Origin of the sequence: Halorubrum salipaludis, from assembly GCF_002286985.1 — an archaeon.
Lineage (GTDB): Archaea > Halobacteriota > Halobacteria > Halobacteriales > Haloferacaceae > Halorubrum > Halorubrum salipaludis.
Window position 1 is genome coordinate 307400 of the sequence record NZ_NSKC01000001.1, and the last position, 22127, is coordinate 329526.

Consider the following 22127-nt stretch of genomic DNA (forward strand, 5'->3'; position numbering starts at 1 on the left):
AAGACGGACCACCGCCGCACGTCGGGGCTCGCGGAGCCCCGCCGTCGGGGGGTTCCCTCGCTGTTTATAAGTTCAGAGCCCGTCAAGCGGAGTATGGATGGATCGTGACGGCGAGTCGACACCCCGCGTCGTGCGGGCGTTCGTCGAGGCGGTTCCGACCCCGGCGATAGCCTGCGATCCGGAGACGCACGCGGTCCGGGCGGCGAACGGTCCGGCGGTCGCGCTGCTCGGACAGGACCGCGGAACGCTGACGCTGATGGGACTCACGGACCTCGGCGAGGCCGACGAGACGGTCGACGGCGAGTCGGTGACCGCGGCCGTCGAGGCGGCGGTCGACCGGGAGGGCGTCACCGATTTCGAGTGGGAGACCGGCGGGGAGCGCGGGCGTCGGCGGCTCTCACTGTCGCTTCACACGACGACGATCGGCGACGAGCGGTGGCTGATCGTCGGGCTGACCGACGTGACCGACCGGGTCACGGCCGAGGAGGAGCTCCGGTCGCAGCTGCGGGTCGTCGACGCCGTCGCCTCGACGGTGCCGTCGGCGCTGTTCCAGTGTACCGCGGAGGGGACGCTCGCGCGCTGGAACGACCGGCTCGCGGCCGACGCCGAGCGCGGCGGCGAGGAGCTGTCCGGGACCGACCTGACGGCGCTGTTCGACGGCGAGACCCGCGGCGCCGTCGCCGGGGCGCTCCGGCGCGTGTACCGCGACCGCGAGCCGGCCGACTGCGAGGCGACGCTGCTGACGCGGTCCGGCGAACGCGTTCCCTACCGGCTCGCGCTGGGACCGATCGTCGACGGGGACGAGGTCGTCGGCGCGATCGGCGTCGGCGAGGACCGAACGGAGGCGTCGCTCCGCGAGGAGCGCCTCGCCGTCCTGACGCGGGTGCTCCGGCACAACTTCCGGAACGACCTCAACGTGGTGACCGGGTTCACGGAGCGGGCCATCGACGCTGTCGAGGACCCGGAGCTGGCGACGGAGCTCGAACGGGTCGTCGACACCGCCGAGCGCCTGCTCCGCGTCGGCGAGACCTCCCGGCGCGTCGAGCGGCTGCTCTCCGACCGGCCCGCCCCCCAGTCGATCGACCTCGCCGACGCCGTCGACGAGGCGCTCCGCTCGCTCCCGCCGGAGCTCCGCGAGGGCGCCGACGTCGAGGTCGACGTGCCCGAGGGGATCACGGTGTCGGCGATCGGCTACCTCGCCGAGGCGATCGCGGAGCTCGTCGACAACGCGATCCGGCACAGCGACGCCGACCGCCCGCGCGTCGAGATCACGGCCGCCGAGCTCCCGAGCGAGTCGTGGGCGTCGCTCGTCGTCGCCGACGACGGACCGGGGATCCCGCCGGCCGAGCGGTCGGTGCTCACCGGCGAGGAGACGCCGCTGGAGCACGCCAGCGGGCTGGGCCTCTGGTACGTCAACTGGATCGTCACCGCCGGCGGCGGGGGGTTCGACATCGGGGACAGCAAGGCCGGCGGGACGCGGATCGAGATGGAGCTTCGGACGCCGAACGGCGGGTGAGCGACGGGGAGGGGGGTCCGAGCGCCGCCGTCACTCGACGAGCCGGAGCTCGTCGCCGACCGCGACCGGGTCGGCCGCGCCGGCCGGGAGCTCGATCACCGTGTCCGCGCGGCCGCGGCCCAGCCCGACGAACGGGGCGAGCCGCTTCGTCTTCTGCACCTCGCCGTCGACGAGCCAGACGGCGTCGATCGCGAAGGGGACGAACAGCATGTGGAGCCACTGCGTGTCGGGCGCGTCGAAGGGGAACACCAGGGCGTAGCCGTCTGGGATCGACCGCCGGAACATCAGCCCGCGGCCCTGTTCGAATGCCGAGCGCGCCACGTCGACGTCGCTCGCGAGGACGGTCTCCTCGGAGCCGCCGGACCGGTCGCTGCGGTGGACGAGTCGCACGCTCCGCACGTGACGGGCATCGGATAAATAGCCTCGCGATCGGCCGGCGTCGTCGGCGTCAGCTGCCGAGCTAGCTCGCGTCGCCGTACGTCTCCTCGAGGTACTCGACGATGTCGTCGCTCTCGGGCATCCCCTCGATCCCGTTGGCCTCGTCGACGAGGACGGGGACGCCGGTCTGGCCGGAGACCGCCTCGACTTCCGTGCGCTCGCCGTGCGAGCGCGGCACCATCACCGACTCGTACTCCAAGTCGAGCTCGGCGAGCTTGGTCTTCACTTTCGCGCAGTACGGGCAGCCTTCCAGTTCGTAGAGCGTCAGGTCCGTCATCACCGGCGGGTAGGGGACAGACGCGTAAAGAAGTACGGTGGGCGGTCGCGGCGCGCGCACGGGCGGCGGGGGTAACTGTGAGACCGAGAGACTGAAAGACCGCTTGTACTCTCTGGAAAGCATATATCCGTGCCGAGCGGACGTGGGGGTATGAACCGCCGTACGCTGCTCGGGGGCGTCGGAGTCGCGTTCGCGTCGTCGCTCGGCGGCTGTCTCGACGGCTCGGTCGGGGACGGCGACGGCAGTGGAGGCGGCACCGGGGGCGACGGCGACCGCCCCACCGAGCTCCGCGACGCGACGTTCACGACCGGGATCGAGGGCGCGCCGGCGGCCGACGAACCGCCCCGTATCGCGTTCGACGAGGCGGCGTCGCGGGTGACGGTGGAGGGAACAATCAGCTACTCGTCGAGCTCGTGCGGCGAGGTCGCGCTCGACCGCGCGACGTACGACGCGGCGGAGAGCGCGGCCAGCGTGCGGGTGGTTGGCCGCCGGGACGCCGAGGCGGGCGAGGAGTGCACGGACGACATCGCGGCCGACTCCTACCGGGTCGAGCTGACGTTCGACGGGGGCGTCCCCGAGACGGTCGAGGCGGTCGAGGACGGGGAGTTCGACGAGTTCGTCGTGACCGCGCCGTAGCGGCGGCGAACGGAGAGAGAAGGCCGAGCCGCGTTTGGACCGACCGTGCTTAGAGGATGACGCCGCGCGTCTGCAGCACGTAGTAGAGCGCCAGCAGCGCCGCGATCACGTACTGGCCGAGCGCGACCTCGTCGTACTCGCCGACCGCGACCTTGATCAGCGGGTAGGCGATGATCCCGGCCGCGAGCCCGTCGGCGATCGAGTAGGCGAACGGCATCACGGTGACGGTGAGGCCGGCGGAGACGGCCCACGCGGGGTCGTCCCAGTCGACATCGACGAGCCCCTGCAGCATCATCACGCCGACGACGATCAGCGCGATGAAGGAGGCGTACGCCGGGATGGCGGCGACGAGGGGGATCACGGCGAGCGACGCCAGGAACAGCAGCGCGACGACCAGCGCCGTCAGGCCGGTGCGGCCGCCCTCCTCGACGCCGGTCGACGACTCGATGTACGTCGTCACCGTGGAGGTGCCGAGCACCGCGCCCGCGGTCGTCCCCACCGCGTCGGCCATCAGCGGCTTGTCCATGTCGGGGAGGTCGCCGTCCTCGTCGAGGAAGTCGCCGAACTGCGAGACGCCGATGAGCGTCCCGGCGGTGTCGAAGAAGTCGACGAAGAAGAACGTGAACACGACCAGAACGAACGTCAGGGGGTCGATCTGTCCCAGCCCGTCGACGAACGCGCCCGCGAGCGGGGTGATGTCGTACTGGGCGCTCGGGAGTGACTCGGGCGTGATCGCGCCGCGCTCGAAGACCCCGGCGAGGGTGAGCCCCCAGCCGGCCAGCGACGTGGTCACGATGCCGATCACGATCGAGCCCGTGATCCCGCGGGCCCAGAGGCCGAAGGTGAACGCGAGCCCGAGCAGGCCTAAGATCGCCCACGGGTTCCCGAAGACCCCGCCGAGCGTGACGAGCGTCGCCTCGTCGGGGACGACGATCTGGAGCTCCTGGAAGCCGATGAACAGCAGGAACAGCCCGATACCCGCTCCGACCGAGCGCTTCACCGGCTCGGGGAACAGCCGGATGACGTACTCGCGCGCGCCGACCGCGGTGAGGATCATGAACAGGACCCCTTCGACGAACACCGCGGCCAGCGCCGTCTGCCACGGGATTCCGAGCCCCAGCACGACCGTGTACGCGAAGAAGGCGTTGAGGCCGAGCCCCGGCGCGAGCCCGAACGGCCGGTTGGCGTACAGCGCCATCACCGCCGTCGCGATCGCCGCCGAGAGGATCGTGGCGATGGCGATCATCTGGAAGACCTCGTTCGGTCCGTACCCCTCGATCTGGATCGCTTCGGAGAGGATCGCGGGGTTCACCACGATGATGTACGACATCGCGAGGAACGTCGTGAGCCCCGCGACCAGCTCCGTCCGAGCGTCGGAGTCGTGCCCCTCCAGGTCGAACCGCGCAGCGAGCGTGTCTGTAAGCCCCATTGAACGGGTGAGTGTACCCCGGGATCGGGTGATAAGCTTTGCTGAACGCCAGCGTCTAGTGTACAAGATGCTGCATAAAAATCCGCCTCTAACCGTTGGATCTCCGAGGGAAATGCGCGAACGTGATTACTCGAACGTCGTCAGCGCGCCAACTGGGGCGTCGGTGATCGCCCGCGCGCGGTCCATCCCCTCGTCGCCGACGGCGATGAGCGTGAACACGCCGGTGACGTCGGCGTCGGCCTGCAGGGCGATGTCCAAGAGGAGCTCCTGGGTCTCCCCCGACCGGATCAGGTCGTCGACGACGAGGACCGTGTCGCCCGCGTCGATCGCGCTCGCCGGGAGGTAGTAGGTGAGCTCGATGCCGGAGGCGAGCCGCTGGCGCGACTCGATGAACTCCTCGACGGCGGTCTCCTTCGACTTCTTGGCGTACGCTAAGCGGGCGTCGAAGAAGGAGGCCATCGCCGCGCCGAGGGTGATCCCGTCGGTGGCGGCGGTGAGCACCACGTCGGGCGACTCGAACTCGAACGTCTCCGCGGCGACGGGCGCGACCAGGTCGAGGAACGGCTGGTCGAAGACGACGCCGGAGTTGTCGACGTACCCCTCGTCGTCGAACTCGACGCGGGCGAGCAGCTCGTCCGCGAGCGCCTCGCGGCCGACCGCCTCGACGACCTCGCTCGCGCGGTCGGTGCCGGGGAGCACGTGGCCGTTGACGTACCGGTTCAGGTCGCCCGCGGGCAGCCCCGTCACGTCGGACAGCTCCTCGTAGGTGCGCGTCTCCTTCAACATCCGCAACACGGCGACCGCCTGCAGCTGGAGGGCGGCCTTCTCTGCTCGGTTCATGCAGATGATCGTGATCGCACAAGTATGAATACGTCGAAGTCGTCGGGGGAGCCGATCGCCACGAACGTGGGTCCCACGGGAGGACGGGCGGCGCGGCCGGCGTTACTCCGGCGGATCCCGGAAGAAAATCTCCGGGTCGTCGACGGCGAACTCGACGCGGTCGCGGTCGTCGAGCGGGCGGAGTCGGATCGTCACGCGGCCCGCGTCGGCCGCGGCCGCTTCGAGCGCCTCCCCGTCCGAGTCGAGAACGAACGTCGGGACGCAGACGGCGATCTCGTCCGTCGCGTTCTCCGCGACCACCAGCCGGTAGATCGCCGTCTCGCCCGGCGCCGCGTACACGCGGACGGACTCGATCGTCGCCCCGGAGAGCAGGTCGTTGGCCTCGTCGAACTCCGATCCGGGCAACAGGACGTGGAGCCGCGCCTCGTCGACGATCGGGTTCACGTCGCCGGGGTGGAGCGCGAGCGCCTCCCACCCGCGGTCGCGGTACTCCGCCGCGGTCGCCTCGGTGTCGTCGAACACGCGCTGCCACCGCTCGCCGAGGTCGGCTCTGCTCATAGGGGGGAGCGACGCCGCGGGAAGGTAAACCTTCTCGCCTCTCCGTCGCGGATCGCCCGAGGCGAAAATCGGCCGCGAGCGCCGGTTTGACGCCGTCGACACTGTGCTATGTGACCACAGATCTTATAACCTCCGGTAGTATTGAACCGCCTATGCCACGCGATGACTCGGACGTGAACCGCCGGACGTACCTCAAGTACGTCGGAGGCACTGCGGCCGCCGTCGGGCTGGCCGGCTGTTCGGACGACGGCGGCGACGGAGGGGACGGAAGCGACGGGAGCGACGGCGACGACGGGTCGGACGGGATGGACGGCTCCGACGGGGAGGACGGAGACGACGAAGAGCAGCTCCCGGAGCCGGAGACCCGCGAGGAACACCTCCAGCGCGCGAACCTGCGGCTCAACGAGCGCGCCCCGTGGATCTTCCTCAACCGGCAGTACAGCGTGTACGGCATCGCGAGCCGGCTCGACTGGGACGCCCGCCGGGACGAGCGGATCGAGGCGCAGGCCATCTCGGTGACGGAGGGCGAGCCGTCTGTCACGATCACCCAGTCGTCGATGGACTCGGGGCTCGACCCCCACGACCACCGCGAGACGCCGACCGACAACATCGTGGTGCAGGCCCACGACGGCGTGCTCGGCCGCAACGCCGACGGCGACATCATCGATGCGCTCGCGACCGACTACGAGCGGCTCGAAGACGGGCGGGTCCGGTTCGAGATCCGCGACGGCGTCACCTTCCACAACGGCGACGAGCTCCAGCCCGCGGACGTCGCCTACAGCGTCAACCGCGTCGTCGACCCCGAGGTCGGGATCGAGAGCCCGCAGAGCGACCAGCTCGCCGGCGTCACGGGCGCCGAGGTCGTCGACGGCGGGGTCGAGGTGACCTCCGACGGGATCAACCCGATCGTGTTCTCGCTTTTCGCCTCGTACTGTAAGGTCGTCCAGCAGGACTGGATCGAGTCGCGCGAGTCCTCGGAGATCAACTCCGACATGAACGGGACCGGTCCGTTCCAGGTCGTCGAGTACGAGCAGGACGTGGAGATCGTCTACGAGCCCTACGAGGACTACTGGGGCGACGCGCCGGAGATCGATGAGCTGACGATCCGCGCCGCCAGCGAGTCGAGCACGCGGGTCTCGGAGCTGCTCGCCGGCGAGACGGACCTGGTCGTCAACGTGCCGCCGCAGGAAGTGAGCCGCGTCCGCGACGAGGACAGCACGGAGGTCGCGGCGGTGCCGAGCACCCGCGTCATCTTCAACGCCATGCGCTACGACGTGGAGCCGTTCTCCAGCCCGGAGTTCCGGCGGGCGCTGAACTACGCGATCGACCTGGACAGCATCATCGAGAACATCTTACAGGGGTTCGCCGACCCGACCGGCCAGCCCACCCTCGAGGGATTCGTCGGCTACAACGAGGAGGTCGACCCGTACCCGCAGGACGTCGAGCAGGCCGAACAGCTCGTCGAGGACTCCGGCCACGCCGGCGCCGAGATCACCCTCGAAACGCCCGTGGGACGGTACCTCCGCGACGTGGAGATCGCGCAGGCGGTCGCCAGCCAGATCGACGAGCTCTCGAACGTCTCCTGCGAGGTCGAGCAGCGCGACTTCGGCTCGCTCGCGGGCGAGGTGACGAGCGGCAACATCGAGGACATGCCGCACTTCTACCTGCTCGGCTGGGGGAACACCACGTTCGACGCCAGCCAGACGATCATCCCGCTTCTCACCTCCGACGGGGCGCTCTCCAGCTACCGGGAAGACGAGGAAGTCGACGAGCTCATGGCGGACTCCCAGAGCCTGCCGGGCGGAAACTGAGGCCCGATGGCGCTGGGACGGTTCCTCCTGAAACGCGGGATCCAGGGCGTGCTGGTCGTGTGGGGGGTCGTGACCGCGGTGTTCCTGCTGCGGTTCATCACCCCCGGCGACCCGGTGACGTTCGTCGCCCCGCTGGACGCGAGCCCGGAGCTTCGCGCGCGGATAGCCGCGGAGCTGGGGCTCGATCAGCCGCTGTACGTCCAGTACGTCGACTACGTCGGCGGACTCCTGCAGGGTGACATGGGGTACTCGTACCTCCGCGGGACGGAGGCGAGCACCATCGTGTTCGCCCGCGTGCCCGCCACCGTCGAGCTCGCGGTCGCGGCGACGGTCGTCGCCGTCGTCATCGCGATCCCGCTCGGCGTCATCAGCGCGACGCGCCGGCGCGAGCCGGCGGACTACGGGGCCACCCTGTTCTCGCTGGTCGGCATCTCGACGCCGAACTTCTGGCTCGGGATCATGCTCATCCTGGTGTTGTCCGTGGAGTTCGGGCTGTTCCCGACCAGCCGGCGGCCGATCGGCTTCTTCGAGGCGTTCGCGTTCCTCGTCACGGTCGAGAACGGGCTCGCCGCGCCGATGGACGTCGGCGCCTTCCTCGACGGGCTGGGGACGTGGCTGTGGCACATCGCGCTGCCGGCGGTGACGCTCGGTACGTACTTCACCGCGCTCATCACTCGGCTCACCCGCAGCGGGATGATCGAGGAGCTCGGACAGCCGTACGTCCGGGCGGCGCGCGCGAAGGGACTCCCAGAGTCGCTGATCCAGTACAAACATGCGCTTCAGAACACCCTCATCCCGATCGTCACCGTGCTGGGGCTCCAGCTCGGGACCCTGATCGGCGGCGCGGTGATCACCGAGGCCGTGTTCTCGTGGCCCGGGCTCGGCACGCTCGTGATCGACTCGATCAACGTCCGCGACTGGCCGCTGATCCAGGGGTCGCTGATCGTGATCGGGACCGGCTTCGTGCTGATCAACATCTTCGTCGACGCGCTCTACGCGTACCTCAATCCGCGGGTGGTCCACTGATGACGAACCGATGTCTCCCCGTTCTCTCGGGCGGTGTCGAGCGTCGCACGGGCGACTCCCGAACGACCGAGGCGTCGCGCGGGGTCCCTCCCGTTACGATTCCGGGGGTGATCCTCGGGTGATCTCTCCGCGGACGCTCCGGAACCTCCGGAGCGAGCTCTCGCGGAGCCTCCTCGCGAAGCTCGGGATCGCGATCCTCGCGGTGATCCTCTTTACCGCGCTGTTCGCCCCGCTTCTGGCGCCGCACGACCCGACGGACCAGAACCTCGACAACGCGAACGTCCCGCCGCTCGGGTTCACGGCGACCGAGAACCAGACGACCTCGCAGATGGTCGACGGCGAGGTGCAGATCGTCGAGGAGGAGGTCGTCGTCAACACCACGGCCGAACACCCGCTGGGCACGGACTCGCTCGGCCGCGACGTGCTCTCCCGCACGATGTTCGGCGCGCGCACGTCGCTTCTGGTCGGCCTGCTCGGGACCTCGATCGCCGTCGTGCTCGGCGTCACCGTCGGGATCACCGCCGGCTACTACGGCGGCCGGATCGACGACGCGCTGATGCGCTTCGCCGACGTCATGCTCGCGTTCCCGTCGCTCGTGCTGGCGATCGCGCTGATCGGGCTGTGGGGGCAGGCGTCGTGGCGCATCCCCGATCCGCTGGTCGCCCTCGGGATCGCCTCCTCGGAAATGCCGGAACACGTCGTGTTACCGGGGACCGTGATCGTCGTCGTCGCGCTCGTGAACTGGGTGTGGTTCGCCCGCGTCGCGCGGGGGGAGGCGCTCTCCGTCCGCGATCAGGAGTACGTGAAGGCGGCGCGATCGATGGGCGGAAGCGATCTCCACGTGATACTCAAACACGTGCTCCCGAACAGCCTGACGCCGATCTTAGTGCTCGCGACGATCCAGATCGCCGCGATCATCCTGTTAGAGTCCTCGCTGTCGTTCCTCGGCTTCTCGGGGGCGCAGCTCTCGTGGGGCTTCGACATCGCGCAGGGCCGGCAGTACCTCTCGTCGTCGTGGTGGATCGCGACCGTCCCCGGACTGGCCATCGTCGCCGCCGTCATCGGGATCAACCTGATCGGCGACTGGCTCCGCGACGCCCTCGATCCGGGCATCGAGGGGCAGGGGGGTGCGCCGTGACCGACCTGCTGCGCGTCCGGGACCTCTCGACGCGCTTCTTCACCGAGGAGGGCCAGATCAACGCGGTCGAGAACGTCTCCTTCACGGTGGAGGCCGGCTCCGTCCTCGGCGTCGTCGGCGAGTCCGGCAGCGGGAAGTCCGTCACCGGGCTCTCGCTCATCGACCTCGTCGAGTCGCCGGGGCGGATTACGAGCGGCGAGATCTGGTACAACAACGCCGACCTCGCGGAGCGGGTCGACGGCGACCGGCCCGAGGCGGTCGACGGCGACTTCGTCGACCTCCGCCGGCTCTCCGAGGCGGAGCGCCGGTCGCTCCGCGGCTCCGCGTTCAGCATGATCTTCCAAGACCCGATGAGCAGCTTCAACCCCTCGATCACCGTCGGCGAGCAGATCGCCGAGGCGGCCGAGGTGCAGCGCCGCGCGAGCGCGAACCCCCGCTCGACCCGATCGCGGACGCAGGGGTACGGGCTGGGGAAACTGCTCCTCGACGGCGTCCTCCCCGACCGCTCGTACACCTCCGCGGAGAGCTGGGACCGCGCGGTCGAGCTGCTCGAGCGCGTCGGCATCCCCGACCCCGCCGAGCGCGCCGAGGAGTACCCGCACCAGTTCTCCGGCGGGATGCTCCAGCGCGCGATGATCGCGCAGGCGCTCGCCGGCGACCCGGACCTGCTCGTCGCGGACGAGCCGACGACCGCGCTGGACGTGACCATCCAGGCGCAGATCCTCGACCTCCTCGCCGACCTCCAGGAGACCATGGAGATGAGCGTCGTGCTCATCACCCACAACCTCGGTGTCATCGCCCGCGTCGCCGACCGGGTGAGCGTCATGTACGCCGGCGAGGTGGTCGAGCGCGGCACCCTCGAAGACGTGTTCGACGACCCGGTCCACCCGTACACGAAGGGGCTGTTGGGCTCGGTGCCGGACATCGACCGCCCGGGCGAGCGGCTCGAACCCATCGCGGGCAACGTGCCGGACCTCGTCGACGCGAACATGCCCGACCGCTGTTACTTCGCCGACCGCTGTCCGAAAGCCATGACCGACTGTCTCACCCGACCGCCGGAGTACGACGTGAGCGAGGGGCACCGCGCCCGCTGCGTCCTCGCCGAACGCGAGTACAGCGAGGCCGACGCGGTCCCGGAGGGGAGACTCTCGGGCCCGACGGACGACGCGGGGACGCCCGGGGGCGGGTCGGTCGGCCCCGGCGAGTCGGGTGCCTCCGACCGGTCCAGCGAGACCGACGCGGAGGTGAGCGATGACTGACCCGCTCGTGACCGTCGACGGCCTCGAGAAGTACTACTACGAGAACGACACCCTGCTCGACCGGCTGACCGGCGCGGAGCGGGAGGCGGTGCGCGCGGTCGACGGCGTCTCCTTCGAGGTCCGCGAGGGCGAGACGCTCGGCGTCGTCGGCGAGTCCGGCTGCGGGAAGTCGACGCTCGCGGAGACGCTGATGCGCCTCCGCGAGCCCACCGGCGGCTCCGTGACGTTCGACGGCGACCCCGTCTACGAGCTCTCCGGCGACGACATGGACGCGTTCAGGCGGCGGGCGCAGGTGATGTTCCAGGACCCGTTCTCCAGTCTGGACCCGCGGATGACCGCCGGCGAGATCATCACGGAACCGCTCGCGATCCACGGCGTGGGAACCGGCGCGGAGCGGCGCGAGCGCGCCGAGACCCTCCTAGAGGAGGTGGGGCTCTCCGCCGACCAGATCGACCGGTACCCCCACGAGTTCTCCGGCGGCCAGCGCCAGCGCATCGGGTTCGCCCGCGCGCTCGCCATCGATCCGGAGTTCGTCGTCCTCGACGAACCGGTGAGCGCGCTCGACGTGAGCGTGCAGGCGCAGGTGCTGAACCTGCTCGCCGACATGCAGGCGGAACGCGACCTGACGTACCTGTTCATCGCGCACGACCTGTCGGTAGTCCGTCACATCTCCGATCGGGTCGCCGTGATGTACCTCGGCGAAATCGTCGAGATCGGCCCCACCGAAGAGATCTTCGAGGACCCGCAACACCCGTACACGAAGGCGCTTCTGGAGTCCGTCCCGCGGGCGGACACCGACGAGCGGGACCGCGTCGTCGAGACGATCCGCGGCGACGTGCCCTCGCCGCGGGACCCCCCCTCGGGCTGCTCGTTCCGGACGCGGTGTCCGGAGCTTATCCAGCCGCCGTGGCTGGACGCGCCGCAGGCGGCGTTCCGCGAGATCAGCGAGTTCAGGACCCGGATCGAGAACGGCGACATCGACGTGGACACGCGGTGGGAGCAGGTGGGCGACCCCGACCGCGAGGACCGGGCGGCGTTCGTCGACTCCCTGTACGCCGAGGCGTTCGACGAGGACCTCCCCGACGACGACGAGGGGACGGTCCGCGAGGCGATCCGCGCGCTCGCCGACGGTGACCGCGAGGCCGCCGCGGCGACGCTGCGAGAGCGCTATCGGTCGCCCTGCGAGGCGGTCGATCCCGCGTTACCGGCTGGGGAACACCCCTCCGCGTGCCTGTTGAACGAGCAGCCGGACGACGTGGAGGCGGCCCGCGAGGAGTGGGAGGCCGACCGCGACGCTCCGGGGGTCGGCGCGTCGTCGCGGTAACGGGACCGATCAGCCGACCGCGGTTCCGACGATCGGCGCGACGAGCATCATCCCGGCGCCGAACCCGCCGATCCGCGCCATCGCGCGTCGCGACCGGCGCTCGGTCCAGCCCGAGTCCGCGTCGAGATGCTCCTGAGCCGCTTCGATCGCTCGACCGGAGGCGACGGAGCCGGCCCAGCCGAGGAGCGCGAGCCCGAACCAGAGACCGCCGAACGCGAACGCCGTCTCGGCGGCGGAGAGCGGAGCGAATCCCCCGACTGCGACCAGCCCGATCACGAGGACCGGCGTCGCGACGGCGCCGACGGCGGCGCCGCCGGCGACGAGCCGCCCGCGATCGCGGACGGCCGACGGCACCGGCGACATCGGTCAGTCGACCGCTTCCCGCATGCGGGGGTCAAGCGCGTCCCGCATCCCGTCGCCGAGCAGGTTGAACCCGAGGACGGTCAACGCGAGGAACAGGCCGGGGAAGAACGACCACCACCAGACGCCGGTGAGCAGTCCCTGACTCACGCCGTTCGAGAGCATGAGCCCCCACGAGGGCGTACCGGCCGAGGCGCCGAAGCCGAGGAACGACAGGGCGGCGAGGTCGATGATCGCCAGCCCGAAGTTCAGCGTCGACTGGACGGTGATCGGCGCGAGGCAGTTCGGGAGCACGTGCCTGACGAGCACCCGCGGGTCCGTGGCGCCGAGCGCGACGGTCGCGTCGATGTACTCGTTCTCCAGCACGGTGAGCGCGGCCCCCCGGACGACGCGGGCGAACCGCGGCGTGTACACGAGCGTGAGGGCCGCGACCGCCCGCCACAGCCCGAGCTCGTCCGGGAAGATGGAGACGAGCGCGAGCGCCAACAGCAGCGAGGGGAACGCCAACAGCACGTCCATCGTCCGCATGATCACGTTGTCGGTGATGTCGCCGTAGTAGGCGGCGACGATGCCGAGGCCGACCCCGAGCACTGTTGACGCGCCAACGGTCACCGTCCCGAACAGCATCGCGTACCACGCGCCGTACGCGACCCGCGGGAGCAGGGCCCGCGCCTGCCCGTCGGTCCCGAACGGGTACTCCAGGCTCGGCGCGGCGCGGTTCGGGTTCGTGCCGAGCTGCGAGCGGGAGATGACCTCCAGATCGAGCGTGAGCCGAGCGTACACGGCGATCACGATCATCGCCAGGATGATCGCGAGCCCGGCCAGCGCGAGGCGGTTCGACAGCAGCTGTGAGAGGAACGGCGAGGCGCGGACGCGGTCGACGAGCCCCCGGCTCGCCGTCTCCGCCTCTCCGTCGGTGAGTGTTTCGGTGCTCATTGTTGGATCCTCGGATCGAGGTACGAGTAGGTCACGTCGACGACGAGGTTCACCAAGGTGAACAGGAACGCGAACGTCAGGACGGTTCCCTGAACGATCGGGTAGTCGCCGACCTCGATCGCCTCGACGAGGAGGGTACCGATGCCACCGATCGCGAACACGGTCTCGGTCAGCACCGCCCCGCCGAGGAGCCCGCCGAACTGGATCCCGATGATCGTGACGACCGGGATCAGCGCGTTACGGAACCCGTGTTTCAGCACGGTGATCTTCGCGCCCTGCCCCTTCGCGCGGGCGGTGCGCATGTAGTCCTGCCTGACGACCTCCAGCATCGACGAGCGCATCATCCGCGAGATGAGCGCCATCGAGTACACGCCGATCACGAGCGACGGCAGAAGCATGTGCCTGACCGCCGAGCGGAACATCTCCCAGTCGCCGGCGATCAGCGTGTCGATCGTCACCATCCCGGTGACCCGGATCGCAGCGACGTTGTAGGTCGACGAGATCCGGCCGCTGGTCGGGAGGATCCCGAGCACCTGCGCAAAAAGCAGGATCAGCAGCGGACCGCTCCAGAAGATCGGGACGCTGATTCCGGTGAGCGCGCCGACGCGGGTGGCGTGGTCGGTGATCGTGTCCTGTTTCACCGCGCTCAACACGCCTAGCGGGATGCCGAACAGGATCCCGAACAGCTGGCCGTACAGGGCCAGTTCGAGCGTGACGGGCAGGGTGTCCGCGAGCACCTCCCGGACGGAGGTGTTCCGGTTGATGACGTACGACTCCCCGAAGTCGAACTGCGCGACGTTGCCGAGGAAGTCGATGTACTGGACCCAGATCGGGTCGTTGAGCCCGAGGTCGGCGCGGATGCGCTCGACGAACTCCTGGCTCGCGCGCTCCCCGGCGATCGTGAGCGCCGGGTCGCCCGGCGAGAGGTGGAGGATCGAGAAGACCAGCGTCGCCACTCCGATGAGCACCGGGACGAGCAACAGCAGCCGCTTGAGTACGAATCGCTTTGGAAACATCGAGGGGGTGAAGTGGCCGGTCGGCTACTCCAGCGAGACCAGGTTCAGGTACGGACCGCTGATCGCGGCGATCTGGAACCCGCTGACCCTGTTCGCGACGCCGCGGAGCTCCTCAGCGTAGTCCATGTACACCCACGGCGCCTCGTCGTGGGCGACTTCCATCGCGTCGTTGTACAGGTCGACGCGGTCGCTCTCGTCGGTCGTCTGCTGGGCCTCCTCGACCAGGTCCATGTACTCTCGGTTCGCCCACGCCGAGCGGTTGCTCGTGTTGTACCCCTCGGCGTCGAAGCTCACCCAGTCCTCTCCCTCGGTGAGCTCGCTCTCCTCGACCTGCGGGTGGAGGAGGACGTACGCGAAGTTGTCCGGGTCCGCGTTGTCGGTGTACCACCCGAGGAAACACGCGTCGTGACGGCCCTGCGCGGTGTACTCGAGGTACGGCGAGAACGACTGCTGGTTGATCTCCACGTCAATACCGATCTCACCGAGGTTGGACGCGACGGTCTCGGCGGTCTGGATCGGCGAGGGGTTGTATCCGCGGGGGTTCTGGAACGTCGCCAGCTCGAAGGAGAACCCGTCGCCGTAGCCGGCCTCCTCGAGCAGGCTCTGGGCCTGCTCGGGGTCGTACTCGTACGGGTCGAGGTCGTCGTTGTGCCCCAGCACGTTCGGCGGCAGCGGCTGGCTGGCCTCCGTCGCGAATCCGGAGTAGATCTCGTTGACGATCGCCTCGGTGTTGATCGCGTGGCTGATCGCCTGCCGGACGCGGCGGTCCTGGAACTCCTCGACCGCCGCGATGTTGAACGCCATGTAGCCGATGTTGATCCCCTCGGTGCGGACCAGTTCGGCGTTGTCGTAGCCGTCGACCTGCTGAGAGGACTGCGCGCCGAGCCCGTCGATGATGTCGAGCTCCCCGCTTCCGAGCGACTGCGCCCGGGTGGAGTTCTCGCCGACCGTGACGAACACGACCTCGTCGACGTTCGGGCCCTCGCCCCAGTAGTCGTCGTACGCGGCGAGCCGGACCTGCTCGTTGGAGTCGTCGAGCGTGTCGAGCTCGAACGGCCCCGTCCCGACCGCGTTCTCGGAGAGGTCGGTGCCGTACTCCTCGATGGCGGCCTCGGAGTGGACCGCGGCCGCGAACATCGCCAGGTTCCGCAGGAACGGCGCGTACGTCTGGGTGAGCTGGATCGTCAGCTCGTAGTCGCCGTCGACCTGGATCTCGTCGATCCAGCTGCCGAGCGTGAAGGGGCCGTACGCGGAGACGTAGTCGTCGCCGGCGTAGTACTCGTACTCAGAGTCGACGAAGCGGCGGTACGTCGCCACGAAGTCCTGTGCGGTGAACTCCTCGCCGTTGTGGAAGGTGACCCCCTCCTTCAGCGTAAGCGACGCCGTCTGGCCGTCGAGCGAGTAGTCGGACGCGAGCCCGTCGGTGAGCGTCGATTCGCCCGGCTCGAAGTTGATGAGCGTGTCGTAGATCTGCTCGGTGACCTTGGCGACCTCGCCGCTCGTGCTGTTCTGGAAGTCCAGCGTCGGCGAGTGGCTCCCCCGGCCGTACCGAAGCAGGCTCGTTTCGTCGCCGCCGTCGGAGCCGTCCGACCCGTCGGAGCCGTCCGATCCATCGGACCCGTCGGAGCCGTCCGACCCGTCCGAACCGTCAGAATCGCCGTTTCCGGAACACCCGGCGAGACCGACCGTAACCGCGGCGCCACCGGCGGCACCGAGGAACTTACGCCGTGAAACGTTCGTGTCGCGGGATGACATAGATCGAATCTGAACACTTGCCAGTATAAACCTACCGAACGAACCGGCAGGAATATTCCGATTCGAACTATATCTGACCTTACGGTTTCGATCCGGGTTACCCGCGAGCCGTTCGGCTCGTCAGTCTCGTCGTCGCCTCATTCGCCATCTCGCCACGTCGCGCCGCCGAGCAGCGCTGGAACGGATCGATCGAGAGCGTGACAGATCTGTCCGGCGGTAAAATTTACTCGATCAGGTGGCACGCGGCCGGGTGATCGCCGTCGGGGAGCTCGGGGTCCCTTCGCTCGCAGACGCTCGCGAACGTCTCTTCGAGGACGTCCGCCGCCGCCTCCCACTCGCCGGCGATCACCAGCCCGATGGATCGGTCGACCACTTCCGCGGCGCGTCCGTCCGGGAACCGGTCGAACTGCGCGTCGCGGACCGCGTCGACCGCGCCCGGCGGAACCGAGTCGTCTCCGGACGAGGGGGCCGACGCGGTGCCGCCGTCGGCCGCGACTCGCTCGGCCGACTCGCCGGCTCCGTCGAGGATCGTCTCGACATCGATCGCCCGTCGTTCGACGCGCTGTCGGTAGTCCATCACCTCGCGGTACGTCTCCTGTTCGATGTCGAGGTCGTCGGGGGGGATCACCGACGGACACCGGGTCCGGAAGTGACACCCCGAGGGCGGGTCGATCGGCGACGGGACGTCCCCTTCGAGGATGACGCGGTCGTCGGTATCCGCCGTCGGATCCGGCTCGGGGATCGCGGAGAGCAACGCCTTCGTGTACGGGTGTTGCGGGTCCGCGAACAGCTCGTCGGTGGTCGCGACCTCGACGATTTCGCCGAGGTACATCACGGCGACCCGGTCGCTGATGTGCCGCACCACCGACAGGTCGTGCGCGATGAACAGGTACGTCAGGTCGAACCGGTCCTGGAGGTCCTCCATCAGGTTGAGGATCTGCGCCTGCACGCTCACGTCGAGCGCGGAGACCGGCTCGTCGGCGACGATGAACTCCGGATCGACCGCGAGCGCGCGAGCGATGCCGACCCGCTGGCGCTGACCGCCCGAGAGTTCGTGGGGATACCGGTCGTGCTGTCCCACTTCGAGCCCGACGGCCTCCAGCAGCTGGTGAACGCGGCGACGCCGTCGGAGCCGATCGGTGTCACCGGGGGAGACGGTGACGGAGACCCGCTCCACGTCGCCGGCGTCGGTGCGCTCGACCGTTCCCTCGACGCCGAGGTGTTCGCGCACGTCGACGTCGACCTCGCCGTCGGCGACCGTCACGTCGACGTGCGCGGTCGCCACGCCGTCGCCGGAGCCGACGACCGCGTCGATCTCGTCGTCGACCGTCACGTCGACGCGATCGCGAGCGATTCCCGAAACGGTCACCTCGGCCTCGGTCGCCACCGCCGGATCGCTCTCCGGCAGGTCGTGGATCGACAGGGGCTCGCGGATCGTCTGCCCGACCGTCTGTCGCGGGTCGAGCGACGAGAGCGGGTCCTGGAAGATCATCTGGAGGTCCTTCCGGGTCTCTCGTAGCCCCGACCCGTCAAGGTCGGTGAGGTCGGTCCCGGCAAACACCACTCGGCCGTCGGTCGGTTCGGTGAGGTGTAACAGCGCCCGGCCGGCCGTCGACTTCCCGCAGCCGGACTCGCCGACAAGCCCCAGAGTCTCGCCGCGGTTGATCGTGAAGTCGATCCCGTCGACCGCCTTCACGCTGCGGTCGTCGGCGCCGAGCACCCTGTCGAGCACGCCGTCGGCCTGGTCGTAGTACTTCCGGAGCCCGTCAACCTCGACCAGCGGTTCGCCGATCGACCGGTCGCGCCCCGGAGCGACCGCGTCGTCGCCGTACTCGTCGGTGTCGAACGACTCCATGATGCACTTCGACCGGTGATCCACACCCTCGCCGCCGTGCTGGAGGAACGGGATCTCGCCGCTCGTACACTCCTCGGTCGCCCACGGGCACCGCGGCGCGAAGTGACACCCCGTCGGCATGTCGATGAGGTCGGGGACGTTCCCCTCGATCGGGGTGAGCCGCTCCTTCTCCTCGGTCGGGAGCGACTCCAAGAGGGTGTAGGTGTACGGGTGCGAGGGGTTCCCGAAGATCTCCTCGACGGGACCCTCCTCGACGATCTCGCCCGCGTACATCACGGCGACGCGGTCGCACGTCTCGGCCACGACGCCAAGGTCGTGGGTGATCATCAGCACCGACATCCCCAGGTCGGCCTGCAGGTCGTCTATCAGGTCGAGGATCTGCGCCTGGATGGTCACGTCGAGCGCGGTCGTCGGCTCGTCCGCGACGAGCAGTCCCGGCTGACAGGCCAGCGCGATCGCGATGAGGACCCGCTGGCGCATGCCCCCGGAGAACTCGTGCGGGTACTCGTCGACCCGCGCTCCCGGCTCCGGGATGCCGACGTCTTCGAGCACCTCGATTGTCTCTTCGCGCACTTCTTCGTCCACGTCGCGGCTGATCTTCGGGAGGATCTCGCGGACGGCGCTGAACCACGAGTCCTTTCGACGCCCGCCGTACTGGTGGAGTCTGAGGCTCTCTGCGACCTGCTCGCCGACGGTCACCGAGGGGTTCAGCGACGTCATCGGGTCCTGGAAGATCATGCTTATCTCCCGGCCCCGGATGAGCCGGAGCGCCTCTTCCGGGGCGTCGGTGAGGTCGATCGTGTCGCCGTCGACGAACTCCGCGGCGTCGAACCGATCGCGGAGCTCGTCGGCGAGACGGGCGTCGGTCAGCTCGACCGTTCCACCGGCGATCTCGCCGGGATCGTCGACGAGTCCCATGGTCGACAGCGCCGTGACGCTTTTTCCGGACCCGGACTCGCCGACGAGTCCGACGGTCTCTCCCTCGCGGATCTCGAGGTCGATCCCGTCGACCGCCTTCACCTGCCCGCGCTCAGTCGAGAACTGGGTGTGGAGGTCAGAGAGTGAGAGTAACGGAGGCATGTGGCGATTTTCTGACCGTCTATGGATATACTTTTGCCTTCGGTCGTCGACCGATCGCCGGCCGTCAGGAGGGAACCTTTACCCGCCGTCGACCGCCTACGCCGTGCATGGACGTCGAAGAGCATCCGCTCGCGGACGACGACGACGCGTGGACGACGGTCATCGAGGAGTGCCGCGCGACCGCCGAGGAGTACCGGGAACGGGGGTGGACGGCGTTCGCTCCGATCCCCGGCGACGTGGTTCCGCTCCCCGCGCCGGGCGACTCCGCCGACGAGAAGGTGGGCCTCGACGTGTTGCTGTCGGGCGAGGAGTTCGACCGCCTCGCGGAGCTGGTAGAGACCGACGAGTTCGACGAGTTCGAGGCGTTCCGGGCCCACGAGAACGGAATCGTCTATCTGACGCTGGTGTTCCGGGCGACGGCGAGCCAGACCGCGCTCTGTCTCCCGCTGTACTACCGGGTCGTCGAGGCGGACCGCATGCTCGATCGCGTCCGGGCCGGCGACGCGATGACCACGTACGTCCACCCCCTCTCCGGCGACGAGCGGCTCGAGTTCGACCACGAGGATCCCACCCCGCTGTTCCCGCCGCAGGACACCGGGGACGCCTAGCTGGCCGTCGCTCTCCTACCGCTCGCGGACGACCACGAACTCCGCCAGGTCGCGGAGGTACTCGATCGCCTCCGTCTCCGGCGGGTCGGCGTCGTCGAGCGCGGCCAAGGCGAGCTCGGACTGCTCGCGGGCGCGCTCGTCGATCTCCTCGGGCGACAGCGACGTGACCTGCAGGACCGAGGGCCGGTCCATCTCCGCGTCCTGCCCGGTCGGCTTGCCCAGGTCGTCGGCGTCGGCGGTCGCGTCGAGCACGTCGTCGCGCATCTGGAAGGCGACGCCGACGCGCTCGGCGTACTCGCCGAACGACTCGACCGCGTCGGGGTCGGCGCCGCCGGCGATCGCCCCCAGCTCGGCGGCCGCCCGGAACAGCGCGCCGGTCTTCCGGCGGGCGAGTTCCATGTACTCGGCCTCGGTGGTGGGACGGGCGGCCAGCTCGGTGGCCTCGCCCTCTCCGAGCTCGACCAGCGCCTCGGCGACGGTCCGCATCGCGCGCGGCTCGGCGGAGAAAAGCGCGAACGCCTCGCCGAGGAGCCCGTCGCTGGCGATGATCGCCGGCCCGTAGCCGTACTCGGCCCACGCCGAGGGCGTGCCGCGGCGGACCTCGGAGCGGTCGATGATGTCGTCGATCACGAGCGACGCGTTGTGGACGAACTCGACCCCGGCCGCGAAGTCGACGGCGGCGTCGGGGTCGCCGTCGAACGCCTCGCAGGCGAGGATCGTCACGGCGGGGCGGACTCGCTTGCCGCCGGCGAGGACGACGTGGCCGACCTCCGCGGACAGCTCGTCGGGTTCGACCTCGTCGATGACGGCCTCCAGCCGGTCCTCGACCAGCGCGACCCGGCGCTCCAGGTACTCCATCTATTACCCGGAGGGACCCGCCGCGCAAAGGCCTAACGGAACGTCGACCGGCCTCGGATCACTGAAACTCGATCCCGAGGTCGTGAAGCCCGTCGTTGTGCTCCGCGACGTTGATCAGAAGCGGCGTGAGCGCCTCGATCTCGGGGGCGTTGGCGACGCCGCCGGCGTCGAGCGCGCGCAGCCCCTCGATCCCCTCGGCGATGTCGGCCACGGTCGCCTTCGCGTCCTCGTCGTCGCCGATCACGAGCGTGTCGATCCCGAGGTCGGCGTCGAGGTTCGCGAGGCGGGCGGCCGCGAGGTTGTGGAACGCGCCGACGACGGCGACCCCCTCGGGCGCGGCGTCCGCCGCGATCCGCGTCACCGAGCCGGCGCCGGGCCTGTGGTAGTGGAACCCCTCGTCGTCGCGTTTCATCCCGGTGGCCGGCGAGACGAGCACGTCGCCGGGGACGAGCTCGTCCGCGATCGCCTCGACGGTGTCGCCGATATGGTACGGCGGGACCGCGAGCACGACCACGTCGGCCTCGGCGGCGACGACCTCGTTCTCGGCGCCCTCGACCGCGGCGTCGAGGCCGCGGCTGTCGAGCTCGGTGGTGTACTCCTCGGCCTTGGTCTCCGCCTTCTCCGCGTCGCGCGACCCGATCGCGACCGCGTGGGGGGTGTCGGCCGCGAGCCGGAGCGCGAGCCCCTGCCCGATGTCGCCCGTGCCGCCGAGTATCGCGATTTGCATACGGTCAGTCGGGTCGCTCGCGACTTCAGGGTTGCGTGACCGGCCGTCCTCGCCACCGCCTGAGCGGTACGCTCTTGCGGGAGCGCGCAGAGGCGACGCCCATGGACGAGCAGGACCGCGTGGCCGCGTTCGTCGACGAGCACGACCTCGACGCCGACCTCCCGTACCGCGTCCTCGATCTGGAGAGCGAGGTCGGGGAGATCGCCAAGGAGGTGACGGCGTCCACCGACTACGGCGCCGCGCCCGCGGAGGTCTCGATCGCGCCCGACGAGATCGGCGACGCCCTCTTCGCGCTGCTCGCGCTCGCGGACGCGACGGGCGTCGACGCCGGCGACGCGCTCGACGAGTCGCTGGCGAAGTACCGGTCTCGGATCGACGAGTCGGGCGACGCGGGCTCCGGACGCTGACCGGACCGAGCGTCCTGCGCTCCCGTCTCAGTGACCGATCTCCCGTCTCAGTGGCCGAACCCCCGTACCGCGATCACTCTGCCGCCTCCTCGCGCCGATCGAGCGCGCCGTTGATCGCCAGCGGCACGACGACCCCGCCGCCGAGAAGCAGCGCGAGGGGCGCCCACTCGGGAGACGACGCGTTCAGCGACTCGAGGAGGAGGGCGGCGGCGAGCGTGAGGGCGATACACGTCCCGATGACGGCGTTCTCGCGGGAGACCATGCGCGGTCCGT

The 22127-nt window shown here is 69.6% G+C and carries 22 protein-coding genes; 9 read left to right on the plus strand and 13 right to left on the minus strand.

Annotated elements, in window-relative coordinates; translation table 11 throughout:
- Positions 1–97: 97 nt before the first annotated feature.
- Entirely contained in the window at positions 98–1516 is a 1419-nt protein-coding gene (locus CK500_RS01430) for a sensor histidine kinase (protein ID WP_095635474.1), read from the plus strand.
- Between the two features lie 30 nt (positions 1517–1546).
- Here the strand turns inward: CK500_RS01430 and CK500_RS01435 are convergent, their stop codons facing one another.
- Both CK500_RS01435 and CK500_RS01440 read right to left on the minus strand, forming a co-directional pair.
- On the minus strand, positions 1547–1915 hold the full coding sequence (locus CK500_RS01435) for a DUF192 domain-containing protein (RefSeq protein WP_095635475.1): 369 nt from the start codon (positions 1913–1915) through the stop codon (positions 1547–1549).
- Between the two features lie 61 nt (positions 1916–1976).
- Positions 1977–2231 carry a glutathione S-transferase N-terminal domain-containing protein gene (locus tag CK500_RS01440; protein WP_095635476.1) on the minus strand — a complete coding sequence of 85 codons (255 nt, stop codon included), beginning with the start codon at positions 2229–2231 and terminating at the stop codon, positions 1977–1979.
- A 150-nt stretch (positions 2232–2381) separates the two neighbouring features.
- Between CK500_RS01440 and CK500_RS01445 the strand changes: the two genes are divergently transcribed.
- A complete protein-coding gene (locus CK500_RS01445; protein WP_095635477.1) occupies positions 2382–2867 on the plus strand; it encodes a hypothetical protein in 486 nt (161 codons plus the stop codon).
- A 49-nt stretch (positions 2868–2916) separates the two neighbouring features.
- On the opposite strand, the gene CK500_RS01450 is transcribed toward CK500_RS01445, so the two are convergent.
- The 3 genes from CK500_RS01450 to CK500_RS01460 form a co-directional block, all read right to left on the minus strand.
- Complete coding sequence (locus CK500_RS01450) at positions 2917–4296, minus strand: NCS2 family permease (protein ID WP_095635478.1); 1380 nt, start codon at positions 4294–4296, stop codon at positions 2917–2919.
- Between the two features lie 126 nt (positions 4297–4422).
- Entirely contained in the window at positions 4423–5136 is a 714-nt protein-coding gene (locus CK500_RS01455; protein WP_095635479.1) for a phosphoribosyltransferase family protein, read from the minus strand.
- Between the two features lie 102 nt (positions 5137–5238).
- On the minus strand, positions 5239–5694 hold the full coding sequence (locus tag CK500_RS01460; RefSeq protein ID WP_095635480.1) for a DUF7529 family protein: 456 nt from the start codon (positions 5692–5694) through the stop codon (positions 5239–5241).
- A gap of 152 nt (positions 5695–5846) precedes the next feature.
- Here CK500_RS01460 and CK500_RS01465 point away from each other — a divergent pair, with 152 nt between their 5' ends.
- The 5 genes from CK500_RS01465 to CK500_RS01485 all read left to right on the plus strand — a co-directional run bounded on the left by CK500_RS01465 (position 5847) and on the right by CK500_RS01485 (position 12252).
- The gene (locus tag CK500_RS01465; RefSeq protein WP_095635481.1) at positions 5847–7505 is read left to right on the plus strand and encodes an ABC transporter substrate-binding protein; all 1659 of its coding nucleotides are present in this window, start codon (positions 5847–5849) and stop codon (positions 7503–7505) included.
- Between the two features lie 6 nt (positions 7506–7511).
- Positions 7512–8531, plus strand: coding sequence for an ABC transporter permease (locus tag CK500_RS01470; protein ID WP_095635482.1), 1020 nt, complete (start codon positions 7512–7514; stop codon positions 8529–8531).
- A 118-nt stretch (positions 8532–8649) separates the two neighbouring features.
- Entirely contained in the window at positions 8650–9669 is a 1020-nt protein-coding gene (locus CK500_RS01475) for an ABC transporter permease (protein ID WP_095635483.1), read from the plus strand.
- On the plus strand, positions 9666–10928 hold the full coding sequence (locus CK500_RS01480) for an ABC transporter ATP-binding protein (protein WP_198951478.1): 1263 nt from the start codon (positions 9666–9668) through the stop codon (positions 10926–10928). Before CK500_RS01475 ends, CK500_RS01480 begins: the two co-directional genes overlap by 4 nt.
- A complete protein-coding gene (locus tag CK500_RS01485) occupies positions 10921–12252 on the plus strand; it encodes an ABC transporter ATP-binding protein (protein WP_095635484.1) in 1332 nt (443 codons plus the stop codon). The genes CK500_RS01480 and CK500_RS01485 overlap by 8 nt, the downstream gene beginning before the upstream one ends.
- 9 nt (positions 12253–12261) lie before the next feature.
- Here the strand turns inward: CK500_RS01485 and CK500_RS01490 are convergent, their stop codons facing one another.
- The 5 genes from CK500_RS01490 to CK500_RS01510 all read right to left on the minus strand — a co-directional run bounded on the left by CK500_RS01490 (position 12262) and on the right by CK500_RS01510 (position 19254).
- Positions 12262–12615: a DUF7268 family protein gene (locus CK500_RS01490; RefSeq protein WP_095635485.1), complete on the minus strand. Its 354-nt coding sequence runs from the start codon at positions 12613–12615 to the stop codon at positions 12262–12264.
- A 3-nt stretch (positions 12616–12618) separates the two neighbouring features.
- A complete protein-coding gene (locus tag CK500_RS01495) occupies positions 12619–13548 on the minus strand; it encodes an ABC transporter permease (protein WP_095635486.1) in 930 nt (309 codons plus the stop codon).
- Positions 13545–14564, minus strand: coding sequence for an ABC transporter permease (locus tag CK500_RS01500; RefSeq protein ID WP_095635487.1), 1020 nt, complete (start codon positions 14562–14564; stop codon positions 13545–13547). The genes CK500_RS01495 and CK500_RS01500 overlap by 4 nt, the downstream gene beginning before the upstream one ends.
- A gap of 24 nt (positions 14565–14588) precedes the next feature.
- Positions 14589–16319: an ABC transporter substrate-binding protein gene (locus tag CK500_RS01505; protein WP_095635488.1), complete on the minus strand. Its 1731-nt coding sequence runs from the start codon at positions 16317–16319 to the stop codon at positions 14589–14591.
- 223 nt (positions 16320–16542) lie between these two features.
- A complete protein-coding gene (locus tag CK500_RS01510; protein ID WP_095635489.1) occupies positions 16543–19254 on the minus strand; it encodes an ABC transporter ATP-binding protein in 2712 nt (903 codons plus the stop codon).
- A 107-nt stretch (positions 19255–19361) separates the two neighbouring features.
- Here CK500_RS01510 and CK500_RS01515 point away from each other — a divergent pair, with 107 nt between their 5' ends.
- Positions 19362–19862 carry a DUF7529 family protein gene (locus tag CK500_RS01515; protein WP_095635490.1) on the plus strand — a complete coding sequence of 167 codons (501 nt, stop codon included), beginning with the start codon at positions 19362–19364 and terminating at the stop codon, positions 19860–19862.
- A 15-nt stretch (positions 19863–19877) separates the two neighbouring features.
- Here the strand turns inward: CK500_RS01515 and CK500_RS01520 are convergent, their stop codons facing one another.
- Complete coding sequence (locus CK500_RS01520) at positions 19878–20720, minus strand: polyprenyl synthetase family protein (RefSeq protein ID WP_095635491.1); 843 nt, start codon at positions 20718–20720, stop codon at positions 19878–19880.
- A gap of 58 nt (positions 20721–20778) precedes the next feature.
- Entirely contained in the window at positions 20779–21447 is a 669-nt protein-coding gene (gene npdG, locus CK500_RS01525; RefSeq protein ID WP_095635492.1) for an NADPH-dependent F420 reductase, read from the minus strand.
- Between the two features lie 101 nt (positions 21448–21548).
- On the opposite strand from npdG, the gene CK500_RS01530 reads away from it, so the two are divergent.
- The gene (locus CK500_RS01530; RefSeq protein ID WP_095635493.1) at positions 21549–21854 is read left to right on the plus strand and encodes a MazG-like family protein; all 306 of its coding nucleotides are present in this window, start codon (positions 21549–21551) and stop codon (positions 21852–21854) included.
- A 73-nt stretch (positions 21855–21927) separates the two neighbouring features.
- On the opposite strand, the gene CK500_RS01535 is transcribed toward CK500_RS01530, so the two are convergent.
- Positions 21928–22116 carry a hypothetical protein gene (locus tag CK500_RS01535; RefSeq protein ID WP_095635494.1) on the minus strand — a complete coding sequence of 63 codons (189 nt, stop codon included), beginning with the start codon at positions 22114–22116 and terminating at the stop codon, positions 21928–21930.
- Positions 22117–22127: the final 11 nt, after the last annotated feature.

Bases quoted from the DNA above. Each gene is read 5' to 3' on its own strand.
- CK500_RS01445 (WP_095635477.1), top strand. From the start codon at position 2,382: ATGAACCGCCGTACGCTGCTCGGGGGCGTCGGAGTCGCGTTCGCGTCG.
- CK500_RS01510 (WP_095635489.1), bottom strand. From the start codon at position 19,254: ATGCCTCCGTTACTCTCACTCTCTGACCTCCACACCCAGTTCTCGACT.
- CK500_RS01500 (WP_095635487.1), bottom strand. From the start codon at position 14,564: ATGTTTCCAAAGCGATTCGTACTCAAGCGGCTGCTGTTGCTCGTCCCG.
- CK500_RS01460 (WP_095635480.1), bottom strand. From the start codon at position 5,694: ATGAGCAGAGCCGACCTCGGCGAGCGGTGGCAGCGCGTGTTCGACGAC.
- CK500_RS01470 (WP_095635482.1), top strand. From the start codon at position 7,512: ATGGCGCTGGGACGGTTCCTCCTGAAACGCGGGATCCAGGGCGTGCTG.
- CK500_RS01520 (WP_095635491.1), bottom strand. From the start codon at position 20,720: ATGGAGTACCTGGAGCGCCGGGTCGCGCTGGTCGAGGACCGGCTGGAG.
- npdG (WP_095635492.1), bottom strand. From the start codon at position 21,447: ATGCAAATCGCGATACTCGGCGGCACGGGCGACATCGGGCAGGGGCTC.
- CK500_RS01505 (WP_095635488.1), bottom strand. From the start codon at position 16,319: ATGTCATCCCGCGACACGAACGTTTCACGGCGTAAGTTCCTCGGTGCC.
- CK500_RS01535 (WP_095635494.1), bottom strand. From the start codon at position 22,116: ATGGTCTCCCGCGAGAACGCCGTCATCGGGACGTGTATCGCCCTCACG.
- CK500_RS01465 (WP_095635481.1), top strand. From the start codon at position 5,847: ATGCCACGCGATGACTCGGACGTGAACCGCCGGACGTACCTCAAGTAC.
- CK500_RS01530 (WP_095635493.1), top strand. From the start codon at position 21,549: ATGGACGAGCAGGACCGCGTGGCCGCGTTCGTCGACGAGCACGACCTC.
- CK500_RS01490 (WP_095635485.1), bottom strand. From the start codon at position 12,615: ATGTCGCCGGTGCCGTCGGCCGTCCGCGATCGCGGGCGGCTCGTCGCC.
- CK500_RS01515 (WP_095635490.1), top strand. From the start codon at position 19,362: ATGGACGTCGAAGAGCATCCGCTCGCGGACGACGACGACGCGTGGACG.
- CK500_RS01495 (WP_095635486.1), bottom strand. From the start codon at position 13,548: ATGAGCACCGAAACACTCACCGACGGAGAGGCGGAGACGGCGAGCCGG.
- CK500_RS01450 (WP_095635478.1), bottom strand. From the start codon at position 4,296: ATGGGGCTTACAGACACGCTCGCTGCGCGGTTCGACCTGGAGGGGCAC.
- CK500_RS01440 (WP_095635476.1), bottom strand. From the start codon at position 2,231: ATGACGGACCTGACGCTCTACGAACTGGAAGGCTGCCCGTACTGCGCG.
- CK500_RS01430 (WP_095635474.1), top strand. From the start codon at position 98: ATGGATCGTGACGGCGAGTCGACACCCCGCGTCGTGCGGGCGTTCGTC.
- CK500_RS01485 (WP_095635484.1), top strand. From the start codon at position 10,921: ATGACTGACCCGCTCGTGACCGTCGACGGCCTCGAGAAGTACTACTAC.
- CK500_RS01455 (WP_095635479.1), bottom strand. From the start codon at position 5,136: ATGAACCGAGCAGAGAAGGCCGCCCTCCAGCTGCAGGCGGTCGCCGTG.